The 14,424-nt window shown below is 66.0% G+C and carries 25 protein-coding genes; 23 read left to right on the forward strand and 2 right to left on the reverse strand.

All coding sequences use genetic code 11. From position 1 onward, the window contains the following. Nucleotide 1: 1 nt before the first annotated feature. The 23 genes from rplP to truA all read left to right on the forward strand — a co-directional run bounded on the left by rplP (nt 2) and on the right by truA (nt 13,012). A complete protein-coding gene (rplP, locus tag LJ657_RS21735; protein ID WP_007494765.1) occupies nt 2-421 on the forward strand; it encodes a 50S ribosomal protein L16 in 420 nt (139 codons plus the stop codon). After that, complete coding sequence (gene rpmC / locus LJ657_RS21740; protein WP_232650419.1) at nt 421-645, forward strand: 50S ribosomal protein L29; 225 nt, start codon at nt 421-423, stop codon at nt 643-645. The genes rplP and rpmC overlap by 1 nt, the downstream gene beginning before the upstream one ends. Next, entirely contained in the window at nt 645-935 is a 291-nt protein-coding gene (rpsQ, locus tag LJ657_RS21745; RefSeq protein ID WP_099930779.1) for a 30S ribosomal protein S17, read from the forward strand. Before rpmC ends, rpsQ begins: the two co-directional genes overlap by 1 nt. Nucleotides 936-1,072: 137 nt before the next feature. Then, on the forward strand, nt 1,073-1,441 hold the full coding sequence (gene rplN / locus LJ657_RS21750; protein ID WP_003998823.1) for a 50S ribosomal protein L14: 369 nt from the start codon (nt 1,073-1,075) through the stop codon (nt 1,439-1,441). Nucleotides 1,442-1,443: 2 nt separating this feature from the next. Beyond that, nucleotides 1,444-1,767: a 50S ribosomal protein L24 gene (gene rplX, locus LJ657_RS21755; protein WP_018543913.1), complete on the forward strand. Its 324-nt coding sequence runs from the start codon at nt 1,444-1,446 to the stop codon at nt 1,765-1,767. After that, complete coding sequence (gene rplE / locus LJ657_RS21760) at nt 1,767-2,324, forward strand: 50S ribosomal protein L5 (protein WP_020135807.1); 558 nt, start codon at nt 1,767-1,769, stop codon at nt 2,322-2,324. Before rplX ends, rplE begins: the two co-directional genes overlap by 1 nt. A gap of 5 nt (nt 2,325-2,329) precedes the next feature. Beyond that, nucleotides 2,330-2,515, forward strand: coding sequence for a type Z 30S ribosomal protein S14 (locus LJ657_RS21765; protein WP_003948630.1), 186 nt, complete (start codon nt 2,330-2,332; stop codon nt 2,513-2,515). Between the two features lie 209 nt (nt 2,516-2,724). Beyond that, nucleotides 2,725-3,123, forward strand: coding sequence for a 30S ribosomal protein S8 (rpsH, locus tag LJ657_RS21770; protein ID WP_030930492.1), 399 nt, complete (start codon nt 2,725-2,727; stop codon nt 3,121-3,123). Between the two features lie 24 nt (nt 3,124-3,147). Beyond that, nucleotides 3,148-3,687, forward strand: a complete 540-nt coding sequence (rplF, locus tag LJ657_RS21775) for a 50S ribosomal protein L6 (protein WP_232650420.1) — start codon at nt 3,148-3,150, stop codon at nt 3,685-3,687. 3 nt (nt 3,688-3,690) lie between these two features. Next, nucleotides 3,691-4,074, forward strand: coding sequence for a 50S ribosomal protein L18 (rplR, locus tag LJ657_RS21780; RefSeq protein WP_030930487.1), 384 nt, complete (start codon nt 3,691-3,693; stop codon nt 4,072-4,074). A 36-nt stretch (nt 4,075-4,110) separates the two neighbouring features. Beyond that, nucleotides 4,111-4,719, forward strand: coding sequence for a 30S ribosomal protein S5 (gene rpsE / locus LJ657_RS21785; RefSeq protein ID WP_013001409.1), 609 nt, complete (start codon nt 4,111-4,113; stop codon nt 4,717-4,719). Next, nucleotides 4,719-4,901, forward strand: a complete 183-nt coding sequence (rpmD, locus tag LJ657_RS21790) for a 50S ribosomal protein L30 (RefSeq protein ID WP_232650421.1) — start codon at nt 4,719-4,721, stop codon at nt 4,899-4,901. Before rpsE ends, rpmD begins: the two co-directional genes overlap by 1 nt. Before the next feature lie 2 nt (nt 4,902-4,903). Then, nucleotides 4,904-5,359, forward strand: a complete 456-nt coding sequence (rplO, locus tag LJ657_RS21795; RefSeq protein WP_007443991.1) for a 50S ribosomal protein L15 — start codon at nt 4,904-4,906, stop codon at nt 5,357-5,359. A gap of 187 nt (nt 5,360-5,546) precedes the next feature. Continuing rightward, on the forward strand, nt 5,547-6,860 hold the full coding sequence (gene secY / locus LJ657_RS21800) for a preprotein translocase subunit SecY (RefSeq protein WP_232650422.1): 1,314 nt from the start codon (nt 5,547-5,549) through the stop codon (nt 6,858-6,860). Further along, nucleotides 6,860-7,522: an adenylate kinase gene (locus LJ657_RS21805; RefSeq protein WP_232650423.1), complete on the forward strand. Its 663-nt coding sequence runs from the start codon at nt 6,860-6,862 to the stop codon at nt 7,520-7,522. Before secY ends, LJ657_RS21805 begins: the two co-directional genes overlap by 1 nt. A 100-nt stretch (nt 7,523-7,622) precedes the next feature. Continuing rightward, the gene (map, locus tag LJ657_RS21810) at nt 7,623-8,459 is read left to right on the forward strand and encodes a type I methionyl aminopeptidase (RefSeq protein ID WP_232650424.1); all 837 of its coding nucleotides are present in this window, start codon (nt 7,623-7,625) and stop codon (nt 8,457-8,459) included. A gap of 245 nt (nt 8,460-8,704) precedes the next feature. Beyond that, nucleotides 8,705-8,926, forward strand: coding sequence for a translation initiation factor IF-1 (gene infA / locus LJ657_RS21815; RefSeq protein WP_003948620.1), 222 nt, complete (start codon nt 8,705-8,707; stop codon nt 8,924-8,926). 59 nt (nt 8,927-8,985) lie between these two features. Continuing rightward, the gene (gene rpmJ, locus LJ657_RS21820; protein WP_003998809.1) at nt 8,986-9,099 is read left to right on the forward strand and encodes a 50S ribosomal protein L36; all 114 of its coding nucleotides are present in this window, start codon (nt 8,986-8,988) and stop codon (nt 9,097-9,099) included. A gap of 196 nt (nt 9,100-9,295) precedes the next feature. Then, entirely contained in the window at nt 9,296-9,676 is a 381-nt protein-coding gene (gene rpsM, locus LJ657_RS21825) for a 30S ribosomal protein S13 (protein ID WP_037680379.1), read from the forward strand. A 70-nt stretch (nt 9,677-9,746) separates the two neighbouring features. Continuing rightward, a complete protein-coding gene (gene rpsK, locus LJ657_RS21830; protein ID WP_003956432.1) occupies nt 9,747-10,151 on the forward strand; it encodes a 30S ribosomal protein S11 in 405 nt (134 codons plus the stop codon). Between the two features lie 148 nt (nt 10,152-10,299). Next, nucleotides 10,300-11,322: a DNA-directed RNA polymerase subunit alpha gene (locus LJ657_RS21835; RefSeq protein WP_232650425.1), complete on the forward strand. Its 1,023-nt coding sequence runs from the start codon at nt 10,300-10,302 to the stop codon at nt 11,320-11,322. 179 nt (nt 11,323-11,501) lie between these two features. Next, nucleotides 11,502-12,011: a 50S ribosomal protein L17 gene (rplQ, locus tag LJ657_RS21840; RefSeq protein WP_232650426.1), complete on the forward strand. Its 510-nt coding sequence runs from the start codon at nt 11,502-11,504 to the stop codon at nt 12,009-12,011. 143 nt (nt 12,012-12,154) lie between these two features. Next, the gene (gene truA, locus LJ657_RS21845; protein WP_232650427.1) at nt 12,155-13,012 is read left to right on the forward strand and encodes a tRNA pseudouridine(38-40) synthase TruA; all 858 of its coding nucleotides are present in this window, start codon (nt 12,155-12,157) and stop codon (nt 13,010-13,012) included. On the opposite strand, the gene LJ657_RS21850 is transcribed toward truA, so the two are convergent. Both LJ657_RS21850 and LJ657_RS48170 read right to left on the reverse strand, forming a co-directional pair. Continuing rightward, nucleotides 13,013-13,915, reverse strand: coding sequence for a hypothetical protein (locus tag LJ657_RS21850; RefSeq protein ID WP_232650428.1), 903 nt, complete (start codon nt 13,913-13,915; stop codon nt 13,013-13,015). A gap of 114 nt (nt 13,916-14,029) precedes the next feature. Next, nucleotides 14,030-14,155 (reverse strand): hypothetical protein, encoded by a 126-nt coding sequence (locus tag LJ657_RS48170; protein WP_269786736.1) that lies wholly within the window; start codon nt 14,153-14,155, stop codon nt 14,030-14,032. Nucleotides 14,156-14,424 lie beyond the last annotated feature (269 nt).

Consider the following 14,424-nt stretch of genomic DNA (forward strand, 5'->3'; position numbering starts at 1 on the left):
CATGCTGATCCCCCGTAGGGTCAAGCACCGCAAGCAGCACCACCCGGGGCGCTCCGGCGCCGCCAAGGGTGGCACGACGGTTGCGTTCGGCGAGTACGGCATCCAGGCGCTCACCCCGGCGTACGTGACGAACCGTCAGATCGAGGCCGCTCGTATCGCCATGACGCGTCACATCAAGCGTGGTGGCAAGGTCTGGATCAACATCTACCCGGACCGTCCCCTCACCAAGAAGCCCGCCGAGACCCGCATGGGTTCCGGTAAGGGTTCGCCGGAGTGGTGGATCGCCAACGTCAAGCCCGGACGCGTGATGTTCGAGCTGTCGTACCCCAACGAGAAGATTGCGCGTGAGGCCCTCACTCGTGCCGCTCACAAGCTGCCGATGAAGTGCCGGATCGTCAAGCGCGAGGCAGGTGAAGCGTGATGTCGGCCGGTACCAAGGCGTCCGAGCTGCGCGAGCTGGACAACGAGGAGCTTCTTGCGAAGCTCCGCGAGTCCAAGGAAGAGCTGTTCAACCTCCGCTTCCAGGCGGCGACGGGTCAGCTCGAGAACCACGGCCGTCTGAAGGCGGTCCGTAAGGACATCGCGCGGATCTACACCCTGATGCGCGAGCGTGAGCTGGGCATCGAAACGGTGGAGAACGCCTGATGAGCGAGAGCAATGTGACTGAAGAGCAGACGACCGAGGCACGTGGCGCCCGCAAGACCCGTGAGGGTCTCGTCGTCAGCGACAAGATGGACAAGACCGTCGTCGTCGCTGTCGAGGACCGCGTGAAGCACGCGCTGTACGGCAAGGTCATCCGCCGTACGAACAAGCTCAAGGCGCACGACGAGCAGAACGCCGCGGGTGTCGGCGACCGTGTCCTCCTCGCGGAGACCCGGCCGCTGTCCGCCACGAAGCGCTGGCGCGTCGTCGAGATCCTCGAGAAGGCCAAGTAGGTAATTCCCGCAGGGGAATTCCAAAAAGTACGCCTGCGGGCAAACCCGCAGGACAGTTCCGCCAGGCTCGGCAGGGGCCCAACTCCCGTAAGGGACAAGGCCCCTGCCGGGAACCGGCAGACAAACAGGAGATAGACGTGATCCAGCAGGAGTCGCGACTGCGTGTCGCCGACAACACTGGTGCGAAGGAGATCCTTTGCATCCGTGTGCTCGGTGGCTCCGGTCGCCGCTACGCGGGCATCGGTGACGTCATCGTCGCCACCGTCAAGGACGCGATCCCCGGTGGCAACGTGAAGAAGGGTGACGTCGTCAAGGCGGTCATCGTTCGCACCGTCAAGGAGCGCCGCCGTCCGGACGGCTCGTACATCCGCTTCGACGAGAACGCCGCCGTCATTCTGAAGAACGACGGCGACCCTCGCGGCACCCGCATCTTCGGCCCGGTCGGGCGTGAGCTGCGCGAGAAGAAGTTCATGAAGATCATCTCGCTGGCTCCGGAGGTGCTGTAAGCATGAAGATCAAGAAGGGCGACCTGGTCCAGGTCATCACCGGCAAGGACAAGGGCAAGCAGGGCAAGGTCATTGCCGCTTACCCGCGCGACGAGCGCGTCCTGGTCGAGGGTGTCAACCGGGTCAAGAAGCACACCAAGGCCGGTCCGACCGCCAGCGGTTCGCAGGCCGGCGGCATCGTCACGACCGAGGCGCCGATCCACGTCTCCAACGTCCAGCTGGTCGTTGAGAAGGACGGCAACAAGGTCGTCACGCGTGTCGGTTACCGCTTCGACGACGAGGGCAACAAGATCCGCGTTGCCAAGCGGACGGGTGAGGACATCTGATGGCTACCACCACCACTCCGCGTCTCAAGACGAAGTACCGCGAGGAGATCGCGGGCAAGCTGCGTGACGAGTTCAAGTACGAGAACGTCATGCAGATCCCCGGCCTCGTCAAGATCGTGGTCAACATGGGTGTGGGCGACGCCGCCCGCGACTCCAAGCTGATCGAGGGCGCCATCCGCGACCTCACCACGATCACCGGTCAGAAGCCGGCCGTCACCAAGGCCCGCAAGTCCATCGCGCAGTTCAAGCTGCGTGAGGGCCAGCCGATCGGTGCCCACGTCACGCTCCGTGGCGACCGCATGTGGGAGTTCCTGGACCGCACCCTGTCGCTCGCGCTGCCGCGCATCCGCGACTTCCGTGGTCTGTCCCCCAAGCAGTTCGACGGCCGTGGCAACTACACCTTCGGTCTCACGGAGCAGGTCATGTTCCACGAGATCGACCAGGACAAGATCGACCGTACCCGGGGCATGGACATCACCGTGGTCACCACGGCGACCAACGACGCTGAGGGCCGCGCGCTCCTTCGTCACCTCGGCTTCCCGTTCAAGGAGGCGTGAGCGAGATGGCGAAGAAGGCTCTGATTGCCAAGGCTGCTCGCAAGCCCAAGTTCGGTGTGCGTGGCTACACCCGCTGCCAGCGCTGCGGCCGTCCGCACTCCGTGTACCGCAAGTTCGGCCTCTGCCGTGTGTGCCTTCGTGAGATGGCTCACCGTGGCGAGCTGCCGGGCGTGACCAAGAGCTCCTGGTAATCCCCTACTTGGGGATACCTGAAGCTCTCGGTAAGTAAAGGGCTCGGTCAGGTGCCCACCCCTCCATGGCTTAGGCTAGGAGGGTTGGGCGCCTGACGCCCAACCGACTTACTACGCCGTAGGTCCACCGCACCGCACCCGCCTCGTCTCGGATCGAGGAGAGGGATGGGCACCTGGAAACCCCGGCGAGAGAGGCCGAAGGCCAATTCATGACCATGACTGATCCGATCGCAGACATGCTTACGCGTCTGCGGAACGCGAACTCGGCATACCACGACTCCGTGTCGATGCCGGCATCGAAGATCAAGTCGCACATCGCGGAGATCCTCCAGCAGGAGGGCTTCATCACGGGCTGGAAGGTCGAGGACGCCGAGGTCGGCAAGAACCTCGTTCTCGAGCTGAAGTTCGGCCCGAACCGTGAGCGCTCCATCGCGGGCATCAAGCGGATCTCCAAGCCCGGTCTCCGGGTGTACGCGAAGTCCACCAACCTGCCCAAGGTCCTCGGTGGCCTCGGCGTGGCGATCATCTCCACGTCGCACGGTCTCCTGACCGACAAGCAGGCCGGCAAGAAGGGCGTGGGTGGGGAAGTCCTCGCCTACGTCTGGTAGCGGAAGGGAACGGAGGAAACAGCTATGTCGCGTATTGGCAAGCTCCCCATCACGGTTCCCGCCGGCGTGGACGTCACCATCGACGGCCGTACGGTCTCGGTCAAGGGCCCCAAGGGCTCGCTGACCCACACCGTCGCTTCGCCGATCGACATCGCCAAGGGTGAGGACGGCGTTCTCAACGTCACCCGCCCCAACGACGAGCGTCAGAACAAGGCCCTGCACGGCCTGTCCCGCACGCTGGTGGCGAACATGATCACCGGCGTGACCCAGGGTTACGTGAAGAAGCTCGAGATCAGCGGTGTCGGTTACCGCGTCACGGCCAAGGGCTCGAACCTCGAGTTCGCTCTCGGCTACAGCCACCCGATCACCGTCGAGGCCCCCGAGGGCATCACCTTCAAGGTGGAGGCCCCCACCCGGTTCTCGGTCGAGGGCATCGACAAGCAGAAGGTCGGCGAGGTTGCGGCCAACATCCGCAAGCTGCGCAAGCCCGACCCGTACAAGGCCAAGGGCGTCAAGTACGAGGGCGAAGTCATCCGCCGCAAGGTCGGAAAGGCGGGTAAGTAAGCCATGGCATACGGACAGAAGATCCTCAAGGGCGACGCCTACAAGCGCGCCGCGATCAAGCGCCGCCACATCCGGATCCGTAAGAACATCAACGGAACGGCGGAGCGTCCGCGTCTGGTCGTTACCCGCTCCAACCGCCACATCGTGGCCCAGGTGATCGACGACATCAAGGGTCACACCCTGGCGTCGGCGTCCACCCTGGACACCTCGATCCGCGGTGGCGAGGGCGACAAGTCGGCGCAGGCCAAGCAGGTCGGTGCCCTGGTCGCCGAGCGCGCCAAGGCCGCCGGTGTCGAGGCTGTCGTGTTCGACCGTGGTGGCAACCAGTACGCCGGGCGCATCGCCGCCCTGGCGGACGCCGCCCGCGAAGCCGGGCTCAAGTTCTGAGCCGCTCGTAGCTAGCGGAAAGAGAGAGGTAATCCAATGGCTGGACCCCAGCGCCGCGGTGGCGGTGCCGGTGGCGGCGAGCGGCGGGACCGTAAGGGTCGTGACGGTGGCGCAGCCGCCGCCGAGAAGACTGCTTACGTTGAGCGTGTCGTCGCGATCAACCGTGTCGCCAAGGTTGTGAAGGGTGGTCGTCGCTTCAGCTTCACCGCGCTGGTCGTGGTGGGCGACGGTGACGGCACCGTGGGTGTCGGTTACGGCAAGGCCAAGGAGGTGCCGGCCGCCATCGCCAAGGGTGTTGAGGAGGCCAAGAAGCACTTCTTCAAGGTCCCCCGTATCCAGGGCACCATCCCGCACCCGATCACGGGTGAGAAGGCGGCGGGCGTCGTCCTGCTCAAGCCGGCGTCCCCCGGTACCGGCGTTATCGCCGGTGGCCCGGTGCGTGCCGTGCTCGAGTGCGCCGGCGTTCACGACATCCTGTCGAAGTCGCTCGGTTCGTCGAACGCGATCAACATCGTGCACGCGACCGTGGAGGCCCTGAAGGGTCTGCAGCGTCCCGAGGAGATCGCGGCCCGCCGTGGTCTGCCGCTCGAGGACGTCGCTCCCGCGGCTCTGCTGCGTGCGCGTGCCGGGGCTGGTGCTGCGTAATGGCACAGCTCAAGATCACGCAGACGAAGTCGTACATCGGCAGCAAGCAGAACCACCGTGACACCCTGCGCTCCCTTGGTCTCAAGGGCATCAACTCGCAGGTCGTCAAGGAGGACCGCCCCGAGTTCCGCGGCATGGTTCGCCATGTCCGCCACCTCGTGACGGTCGAGGAGGTCGACTGATCATGGCGGAGAACAACCCGCTCAAGATCCACAACCTCCGTCCCGCCCCGGGCGCCAAGACCGCAAAGACCCGTGTCGGTCGTGGTGAGGCGTCGAAGGGTAAGACGGCCGGTCGTGGTACGAAGGGCACGAAGGCCCGCTACCAGGTTCCGGAGCGCTTCGAGGGTGGGCAGATGCCCCTCCACATGCGTCTTCCGAAGCTGAAGGGCTTCAAGAACCCGTTCAAGACCGAGTTCCAGGTCGTGAACCTCGACAAGCTGGCCGCGCTCTACCCCGAGGGTGGCGAGGTCACCGTCGAGGGTCTGGTGGCCAAGGGTGCCGTTCGCAAGAACAGCCTCGTCAAGGTCCTCGGCCAGGGTGAGGTTTCCGTGGCGCTGCAGGTGACGGTCGACGCCGTCTCCGGCTCCGCCAAGGAGAAGATCACCGCTGCCGGCGGCACGGTCACCGAGCTCGTCTGAATTTTTCGGACGTCTCGATGACGTAAGAAGTCCCGACCGGGGATACCTCACAATGAGGTATCCCCGGTCGGTCGTTCCAAGGGGAGCCGTGCCGCCGGTAAGGTAGCCAGCACTGTTCTTTTTTGTATCCGTCGAACCTCAAGACCGTCACCCTTGACGCAGTTGCGCGGGGGTCGCAGGAGGCACCGTGCTCACCGCGTTCGCCCGGGCGTTCAAGACGCCCGACCTGCGCAAGAAACTGCTCTTCACGCTCGCCATCATCGTGGTGTACCGGATCGGCACGCACATCCCGATCCCGGGCGTCGACTACAAGAACGTCCAGCAGTGCATGGATGTGGCCAGCTCGAACCGCGGCCTGTTCAGCCTGATCAACATGTTCAGCGGTGGCGCGCTGCTGCAGATCACGATCTTCGCGCTCGGCATCATGCCGTACATCACGGCGAGCATCATCCTGCAGCTGCTGACAGTGGTGATCCCGCGCCTCGAAGCCCTCAAGAAGGAGGGCCAGGCCGGCACGGCGAAGATCACGCAGTACACCCGGTACCTGACGGTGGCGCTGGCCATCCTCCAGGGCACCGGTCTGGTCGCCACCGCCCGCAGTGGTGCGTTGTTCTCCGGCTGCCCGGTGGCCAGCCAGATCGTTCCGGACCAGTCGATCTTCACCACCATCACCATGGTCGTCACCATGACCGCCGGTACCGGCGTCGTCATGTGGCTCGGTGAGCTCATCACCGACCGCGGCATCGGCAACGGCATGTCGATCCTGATGTTCATCTCGATCGCTGCGACCTTCCCGAGCGCGCTGTGGACGATCAAGCTGCAGGGCAAGCTCGCCGGCGGCTGGATCGAGTTCGGCACGGTGATCGCCGTGGGTCTGGTGATGGTCGGTCTGGTCGTCTTCGTCGAGCAGGCCCAGCGGCGGATCCCGGTGCAGTACGCGAAGCGCATGATCGGACGCCGGTCGTACGGTGGTACGTCCACCTACATCCCGCTGAAGGTCAACCAGGCGGGTGTCATCCCCGTGATCTTCGCCTCGTCGCTGCTCTACATTCCGAGCCTGATCGCCCAGTTCTCGGGCGGCAATTCCGGCTGGAAGACGTGGGTCCAGAGCAACCTGACCAAGGGTGACCACCCGGTCTATGTCGCCACGTACTTCTTGCTGATCGTTTTCTTCGCGTTCTTCTACGTGGCGATCTCCTTCAACCCCGAGGAAGTCGCCGACAACATGAAGAAGTATGGTGGCTTCATCCCGGGCATCCGGGCTGGCCGACCGACCGCTGAGTACCTGAGCTACGTACTCAACCGGATCACCTGGCCGGGTTCGCTGTATCTGGGTCTGATCGCTCTCGTACCGACGATGGCGTTGGTTGGCTTCGGGGCAAGCCAGAACTTCCCGTTCGGTGGTACCAGCATCCTGATCATCGTGGGTGTCGGCCTCGAAACGGTGAAGCAGATTGAGAGCCAGCTTCAGCAGCGCAATTACGAAGGGTTCCTCCGCTGATGCGAATCGTCCTCGTCGGGCCGCCGGGTGCAGGGAAGGGCACGCAGGCCACTCGCCTTGCCGACAAGCTACGCGTTCCGCACATCTCCACGGGCGACCTGTTCCGCGCCAACATCAGCCAGCAGACGGAGCTCGGGAAGCTCGCGAAGTCCTACATGGACGCCGGCAACCTCGTCCCCGACGAGGTCACCATCGCGATGGCCAAGGACCGCATGGAGCAGCCGGACGCCGAGAACGGCTTCCTGCTCGACGGTTTCCCGCGCAACGTCTCGCAGGCCGAGGCGCTGGACGAGCTCCTCAAGACCGAGGGCATCAAGCTGGACGCGGTTCTCGACCTCGAGGTCCCCGAGGAAGAGGTCGTCAAGCGGATCGCCGGCCGGCGCATCTGCCGCAACGACTCGGCGCACGTCTTCCACGTGACGTACAGCCCCGCCAAGAAGGAAGGCGTCTGCGACGTCTGCGGCGGCGAGCTGTACCAGCGTGACGACGACTCCGAGGACACCGTCCGCACGCGGCTGGAGGTCTACCACACGCAGACCGAGCCGATCATCGACTACTACAAGTCGCAGGGCCTGGTCGTGACGATCTCGTCCCTCGGCCCGGTGGGCGAGGTCACGCAGCGGGCGCTGGAAGCCCTGAAGCGCGAGGACGACGGCAAGTAGCCGTCAGCCCAGTTACGGCCGTGGCACCCGACGGGGCGTCACGGCCGTACTGTTGTGTAGGTAACCGGTTGACGTGAGTGACGGAGAGCGCAGGCCATCCATGGTGCAGATCAAGACCCCCGAGCAGATCGCCAAGATGCGTGAGGCGGGGCTGGTCGTGGCCGCCATCCACGCGGCCACTCGTGAGGCCGCGGTGCCCGGGGCCACCACCAAGGACCTGGACCAGGTCGCGCGCAAGGTCCTCGCCGAGCACAACGCCAAGCCGAACTTCCTCGGCTACGGCGGCTTTCCGGCGACCATCTGCACCTCCGTCAACGAGGTCGTCGTCCACGGCATCCCGTCCGACGACGTCGTCCTGAAGGACGGCGACATCATCTCCATCGACTGCGGCGCGATCATCGACGGCTGGCACGGCGACGCCGCGTACACCGCCTTCGTCGGTTCCGGCCACGCCCCCGAGCTGATCGAGCTCTCCCGGGTCACGGAAGAGTCCATGTGGGCCGGCATCGCGGCGATGAAGCAGGGCAACCGGCTCGTCGACGTCTCCCGCGCCATCGAGACGTACATCCGCCGCCAGCCGAAGCCCGGCGGCGGCAAGTACGGGATCATCGAGGACTACGGCGGCCACGGCATCGGCACCGAGATGCATATGGACCCGCACCTGCTGAACTACGTCGAGAAGCGCCGCGGCAAGGGCCCGAAGCTGGTCTCCGGCTTCTGCCTCGCGATCGAGCCGATGGTGTCCCTCGGCACGCCGAAGACGGAGGTCCTCTCCGACGACTGGACGGTCATCACGACCGACGGTACGTGGTCGTCCCACTGGGAGCACTCGGTGGCGCTGACGGAGGAGGGCCCCCTGGTGCTCACGTCTCCCGACGGGGGCAGGGCGAAGCTGGCGGAGCACGGCGTTGCTGCAGCTCCGGACCCGCTGGCGTAGGTCGTATCCGGTCTGCGGGTTCGTGGGGGCTGATCGCGCCCACGCGGCGGAGCCGCACATGGATGCAGCCCCGCGCCCCTTCGGGGCGCTTAGCGATCTCCCTTGCAGGGCATGCTCCCTCGATTCGTCTTTCAGAGTGCTCTGACGTAGACTGACTCGTCGGCTCTCGTGTACCCGCATGTCCGCATGCGCCCGTTAGGGAAACGCACGGAGTCGATCAAGGTAGTCGATTCGAAGGGCGAAGCGTGGCCAAGAAGCAAGGTGCCATCGAGATCGAGGGCACTGTCGTCGAGTCTCTTCCGAACGCCATGTTCAAGGTCGAGCTCCAGAACGGCCACCAGGTCCTGGCACACATCAGCGGCAAGATGCGTATGCACTACATCCGCATCCTCCCTGACGACCGGGTCGTGGTGGAGCTGTCTCCGTACGACCTGACGCGTGGCCGGATCGTCTACCGCTACAAGTAGATCTTGCCCGCATTCCGCTTCGGCGGGGTGGTGGCACTGACCCGGAGAACCTCAATCCCATGAAGGTCAAGCCGAGCGTCAAGAAGATCTGCGACAAGTGCAGGGTGATCCGCCGTCACGGTCGGGTCATGGTCATCTGCGAGAACCCGCGCCACAAGCAGCGCCAGGGCTGACGCACGATCGACCGAACCCTCTGCATCGATATCGCAGAGATTCGCGCGACGCGAGCTGAATATGTTCATACGCAGGACCCAAGCCGACACGGCTTGACACCCCCGGTTCGGAGGCCGGGGACCCGGTTCGTACCTGGTACGGCGGCCGGGAACCGGTTCTGCGGAAGACCTCCGAAGATCACCAGGAGCCATTGAAGTGGCACGCGTTTCCGGTGTTGACATCCCGCGCGAAAAGCGCGTGGAGGTCGCCCTCACCTACGTGTTCGGCATCGGCCGGACCCTTTCGCAGCTGACGCTGGCGGAGACGGGCATCGACCCGAACACCCGTGTTCGTGACCTGAGCGAAGAGCAGCTCGTCGCGATCCGCGAGTACGTCGACAACAACATCAAGACCGAGGGTGACCTCCGTCGCGAGATCCAGGCCGACATCCGCCGCAAGGTCGAGATCGGCTGCTACCAGGGTCTCCGTCACCGTCGCGGTCTGCCCGTCCGCGGTCAGCGCACCAGCACCAACGCTCGTACCCGCAAGGGTCCGCGTCGCGCCATCGCCGGCAAGAAGAAGCCGGGCAAGAAGTAGTCCTCAGCGGACAACGCTTCATCAGCGGTCTTCGCTGTAGGACCGACCACCTCCCCGTAGGAGTTTGTAGATGCCCCCCAAGGGTCGTCAGGGCGCTGCCAAGAAGGTGCGCCGCAAGGAAAAGAAGAACGTCGCTCACGGCCACGCGCACATCAAGAGCACGTTCAACAACACGATCGTCTCCATCACGGACCCGTCCGGCAACGTGATCTCCTGGGCCTCCGCCGGCCACGTCGGCTTCAAGGGCTCCCGGAAGTCCACGCCGTTCGCCGCGCAGATGGCCGCCGAGTCGGCTGCCCGCCGCGCTCAGGAGCACGGCATGCGCAAGGTCGACGTGTTCGTGAAGGGCCCGGGTTCCGGTCGTGAGACCGCGATCCGTTCGCTTCAGGCGACCGGTCTCGAGGTCGGCTCCATCCAGGACGTCACCCCGACCCCGCACAACGGCTGCCGTCCGCCGAAGCGTCGTCGCGTCTGACGCGCGGTTGTCTTGAGGATTCGGGCGGTACGGCTCCGTGAAAAGGGCCGTATCGCCCGTACCCTTGCAGTACCCGTCCCTTTTGCCGGGGGCGGTTCCGTCGGGCGTCAAATAGCGGGCGTCCACGAATGAAGGATCTGATCCACACATGCTGATCGCTCAGCGTCCCTCGTTGACCGAAGAGGTCGTCGACGAGTTCCGCTCCCGGTTCGTGATCGAGCCGCTGGAGCCGGGCTTCGGCTACACCCTCGGCAACTCCCTGCGTCGTACGCTCCTCTCCTCGATCCCGGGTGCGGCGGTCACGTCCATCCGTATCGACGGCGTCCTGCACGAGTTCACCACCGTGCCGGGTGTCAAGGAGGACGTCACCGACCTGATCCTCAACATCAAGCAGCTGGTCGTCTCCTCGGAGCACGACGAGCCGGTCGTGATGTACCTGCGCAAGCAGGGCCCGGGTCTGGTCACCGCCGCCGACATCGCGCCCCCGGCCGGTGTCGAGGTGCACAACCCCGACCTGGTCCTCGCCACGCTCAACGGCAAGGGCAAGCTGGAGATGGAGCTGACGGTCGAGCGCGGCCGCGGTTACGTCTCCGCCGTGCAGAACAAGCAGGTGGGCCAGGAGATCGGCCGTGTCCCGGTCGACTCCATCTACTCGCCGGTGCTGAAGGTCACGTACAAGGTCGAGGCGACCCGTGTCGAGCAGCGCACCGACTTCGACAAGCTGATCGTCGACGTCGAGACCAAGCAGGCGATGCGTCCCCGTGACGCCATGGCCTCCGCCGGTAAGACCCTGGTCGAGCTGTTCGGTCTCGCCCGCGAGCTGAACATCGACGCCGAGGGCATCGACATGGGCCCGTCCCCGACGGACGCCGCCCTGGCCGCTGATCTGGCGCTGCCGATCGAGGAGCTGGAGCTCACCGTTCGGTCCTACAACTGCCTCGAGCGTGAGGGCATCCACTCCGTGGGTGAGCTCGTCGCCCGCTCCGAGGCCGACCTCCTCGACATCCGCAACTTCGGTGCGAAGTCGATCGACGAGGTCAAGGCGAAGCTGGCCGGCATGGGCCTGGCCCTCAAGGACAGCCCGCCCGGATTCGACCCCACGGCCGCCGCCGACGCCTTCGGCGCCGACGACGACGCGGACGCCGGGTTCGTCGAGACCGAGCAGGACTGAGAGTTCGGGACCGACTGCCGGTTCCTGGCTGCGGGTGCGCTGTGCTTGATCGCGCAGTTCCCCGCGCCCCTTCCGGGGCGCCCCTTCGGGGACGCCCCGGATCTCCGACGGGCGACCGCCCGCTCGGATACTGACCCCGGTACCTGATACGGCCGGGGCAGACACACAGGAGAAGAACCATGCCGAAGCCCACCAAGGGTGCCCGTCTGGGCGGCAGCGCCGCGCACGAGAAGCTGCTCCTCGCGAACCTCGCGAAGGCGCTCTTCGAGCACGGCCGTATCACCACCACCGAGGCGAAGGCCCGCCGCCTTCGTCCGTACGCCGAGCGTCTGGTGACCAAGGCGAAGAAGGGCGACCTTCACAACCGCCGCCAGGTGCTGCAGGTCATCACGGACAAGGGCGTCGTCCACACGCTCTTCACCGAGATCGGCCCGCGCTACGAGAACCGTCCGGGTGGCTACACCCGCATCACCAAGATCGGTAACCGCCGTGGCGACAACGCGCCCATGGCTGTCATCGAGCTGGTCGAGGCGCTGACGGTTGCGCAGCAGGCTACGGGTGAGGCGGAGGCGGCGACGAAGCGTGCCGCCAAGGACGCGGAGGCTGCGGCTCCGGTCGAGGACGCCAAGGTCGACACGACCAAGGCCGACGAGGTCGAGGACGCTGCCGAGGAGTCCAAGGACGCGTAAGCGTTCTGCCGGGGGCTGTGCGTCGGCGGCTGCGGGTTCGTTGTGGCTTGTCGCGCAGTTCCCCGCGCCTCTGAAAGCAGGGCGTTGGCGGGTCCGTTCCTTTTTGGAGCGGGCCCGCTTTTTGTTGCTGAGAGGATCTCTGTGTGAGTGACGAAGTAGAGCCCGGTCATGTGCGTGTGCGTCTTGATCTCTCCTACGACGGGAGCGAGTTCTCCGGGTGGGCCAAGCAGGCCGGGGGGCGGCGGACCGTGCAGGGGGAGATCGAGGATGCTCTGCGGACCGTGACGCGGTCGGGTGGGACGACGTACGAGCTGACGGTGGCGGGGCGGACCGATGCCGGGGTGCATGCGCGGGGGCAGGTAGCGCATGTCGATCTGCCGCGGGAGGTCTGGGGCGCGCACCACGACAAGCTGCTGAAGCGGCTTGCCGGGCGGCTGCCCAGGGATGTGCGGGTGTGGGCCCTCCGGGAGGCGCCCAGTGGCTTCAACGCCCGTTTCTCGGCGGTCTGGCGGCGGTACGCGTACCGGGTCACCGACAATCCGGGCGGGGTCGATCCGCTGCTGCGCAACCATGTGCTCTGGCACGACTGGCCGCTCGACGTCGACGCCATGAACGAGGCCGCCGAACGGCTGCTGGGGGAGCACGACTTCGCCGCCTACTGCAAGAAGCGGGAGGGCGCGACCACCATTCGTACGCTGCAGCGGCTGAGCCTGGTGCGCGGGGACGACGGGATCATCACCGCGACCGTGCGGGCCGACGCGTTCTGCCACAACATGGTGCGCTCGCTGATCGGGGCGCTGCTGTTCGTGGGGGACGGGCACCGGGGGCCGGAGTGGCCGGGCAAGGTGCTCGCCGCCGGCGTACGGGACTCGGCCGTGCATGTCGTACGGCCGCACGGGCTGACCCTGGAGGAGGTCGGCTACCCGGCCGACGAGCTGCTCGCCGCGCGCAGCAAGGAGGCGCGGAACAAGCGGACGCTGCCCGGGGCCGGGTGCTGCTAGCTACTGGTTCGCCGCGGCCGACGCCTGCGCCTGGCCGCGGGCGTTGATCTGGCGGAAGGTGTACAGCTGCAGGTCGTTGCCGGCCTTGAAGACGGTCGTGGACTGGTTCGTGACGTCCTTGCCGTTGGTGAAGCCGACGGTGGTGAAGTAGGCGTAGCGGCCGATGGAGTTGGCTGTCGTGAGGCAGGTGGCGGAGTTGCAGAAGGCCTTCACACCATCACCTGCCAGCGCCGTGACGAAGCTCTTCTTGTGTGCCTTGGAGGCTTGGTCCGACTGGGCTCTGGCCTTGGCCGCCTGTGCCTCGGTGTCGAAGACGGCGACGCCTACCGTCACCGCGACGCCGCCCCGGCTGTAGGTGACGCGCAGCAGGCGGGTGCAGCCGTTGCCGGTGAGGATCTTCGGGAGGGCGTCCTGGGCGGCCGAGGCGCAGTTCCTGGTGTCGGCCGTGGCGCCCTTCTTGTAGACGTTCGACTCCATGGGCAGCTGTGCGAGCGGGAAGAGGTTCTGCGCGCTCAGCGGGGCCGTGTCCTTGGCCTTGCTGGCGATGAACTCCTTCGGGTCCAGCGGCGGCGGGGCGCTGGTCGGCGCGAAGGACGGGGCCGTCGCGGTGCTGCCCGGTATGGACGCGCTCGCGGGCAGGTTGGACGGGTTGCCCGAGGCCTCGTTGTTGCCGTTCGCCGAGACGACGGCCATGGCGACGGCGGTGCCGATCGCGATCGTGGCGACCACACCGCCGCCGATGAACAGCAGCCGGCGCCTCTTGTTGCGCGTCTCCGAGGCCTCGGCGAGGGCTGCCCAGTCCGGGGTCTGGCCGTCGTCGCCGCCGCTGGTCCACGGCTGCTGGGAGTGCGGTTTCCAGGGGTCCCACTGGGATTGGGGTCCCCCCTGCTGCCCAAAGCTCATGGGGCGCATCTTAGACGGGAGGCGAAGGGTGCCGGTGTGCCTCCGGTGGAGCCGTCAGGGACCTTTCCGCCCGGGAGGCACATCTCGGTCACCGCGAACGGTGCGTGCCGGAGGTCAGGCCTTGTCCTTCCAGGTGGCGACGAGCTGGTACGTGTCCGGGTTGCCCAGCTTCGTGTACGAGTAGGCGTCGATGGGAGCTTTGAGTACTAGCTCGACGCGGACGCCGTTCCGGCGGTGCACAGCGTGAGTGCGACACCGGCCGTCACGATCGAGGCGACCATGCTCTTGCGGAACTTCATCCGTGCACCCCGTGTTCGTGCAGGTTGTATTGCCTGGTCATGCGCCTCGCGGCGCGTGGGCCGGGTCGTATCGAACCCGCCGGTGGAGTGGATCAAGGGGCGTCGCATCCGGTGGCGGCGGCCTCGTTTTGACCCGTTCGGGGCTGCGCAGGTATTCTGCTTCTTCGTTGTGTATCGGCTTGCTCGCTCTCACGCGAGAGGCCCTTACCT

This window comes from Streptomyces guryensis (genome assembly GCF_021261325.1).
In the GTDB taxonomy this organism is placed as follows: domain Bacteria; phylum Actinomycetota; class Actinomycetes; order Streptomycetales; family Streptomycetaceae; genus Streptomyces; species Streptomyces guryensis.

What these genes read in the sequence shown, in the direction of transcription:
- rplP (WP_007494765.1), top strand. Translation starts at nt 2, where the DNA reads ATGCTGATCCCCCGTAGGGTCAAGCACCGCAAGCAGCACCACCCGGGG.
- rpmC (WP_232650419.1), top strand. Translation starts at nt 421, where the DNA reads ATGTCGGCCGGTACCAAGGCGTCCGAGCTGCGCGAGCTGGACAACGAG.
- rpsQ (WP_099930779.1), top strand. Translation starts at nt 645, where the DNA reads ATGAGCGAGAGCAATGTGACTGAAGAGCAGACGACCGAGGCACGTGGC.
- rplX (WP_018543913.1), top strand. Translation starts at nt 1,444, where the DNA reads ATGAAGATCAAGAAGGGCGACCTGGTCCAGGTCATCACCGGCAAGGAC.
- rplE (WP_020135807.1), top strand. Translation starts at nt 1,767, where the DNA reads ATGGCTACCACCACCACTCCGCGTCTCAAGACGAAGTACCGCGAGGAG.
- LJ657_RS21765 (WP_003948630.1), top strand. Translation starts at nt 2,330, where the DNA reads ATGGCGAAGAAGGCTCTGATTGCCAAGGCTGCTCGCAAGCCCAAGTTC.
- rpsH (WP_030930492.1), top strand. Translation starts at nt 2,725, where the DNA reads ATGACCATGACTGATCCGATCGCAGACATGCTTACGCGTCTGCGGAAC.
- rplF (WP_232650420.1), top strand. Translation starts at nt 3,148, where the DNA reads ATGTCGCGTATTGGCAAGCTCCCCATCACGGTTCCCGCCGGCGTGGAC.
- rplR (WP_030930487.1), top strand. Translation starts at nt 3,691, where the DNA reads ATGGCATACGGACAGAAGATCCTCAAGGGCGACGCCTACAAGCGCGCC.
- rpsE (WP_013001409.1), top strand. Translation starts at nt 4,111, where the DNA reads ATGGCTGGACCCCAGCGCCGCGGTGGCGGTGCCGGTGGCGGCGAGCGG.
- rpmD (WP_232650421.1), top strand. Translation starts at nt 4,719, where the DNA reads ATGGCACAGCTCAAGATCACGCAGACGAAGTCGTACATCGGCAGCAAG.
- rplO (WP_007443991.1), top strand. Translation starts at nt 4,904, where the DNA reads ATGGCGGAGAACAACCCGCTCAAGATCCACAACCTCCGTCCCGCCCCG.
- LJ657_RS21805 (WP_232650423.1), top strand. Translation starts at nt 6,860, where the DNA reads ATGCGAATCGTCCTCGTCGGGCCGCCGGGTGCAGGGAAGGGCACGCAG.
- map (WP_232650424.1), top strand. Translation starts at nt 7,623, where the DNA reads ATGGTGCAGATCAAGACCCCCGAGCAGATCGCCAAGATGCGTGAGGCG.
- rpmJ (WP_003998809.1), top strand. Translation starts at nt 8,986, where the DNA reads ATGAAGGTCAAGCCGAGCGTCAAGAAGATCTGCGACAAGTGCAGGGTG.
- rpsK (WP_003956432.1), top strand. Translation starts at nt 9,747, where the DNA reads ATGCCCCCCAAGGGTCGTCAGGGCGCTGCCAAGAAGGTGCGCCGCAAG.
- LJ657_RS21835 (WP_232650425.1), top strand. Translation starts at nt 10,300, where the DNA reads ATGCTGATCGCTCAGCGTCCCTCGTTGACCGAAGAGGTCGTCGACGAG.
- rplQ (WP_232650426.1), top strand. Translation starts at nt 11,502, where the DNA reads ATGCCGAAGCCCACCAAGGGTGCCCGTCTGGGCGGCAGCGCCGCGCAC.
- LJ657_RS21850 (WP_232650428.1), bottom strand. Translation starts at nt 13,915, where the DNA reads ATGAGCTTTGGGCAGCAGGGGGGACCCCAATCCCAGTGGGACCCCTGG.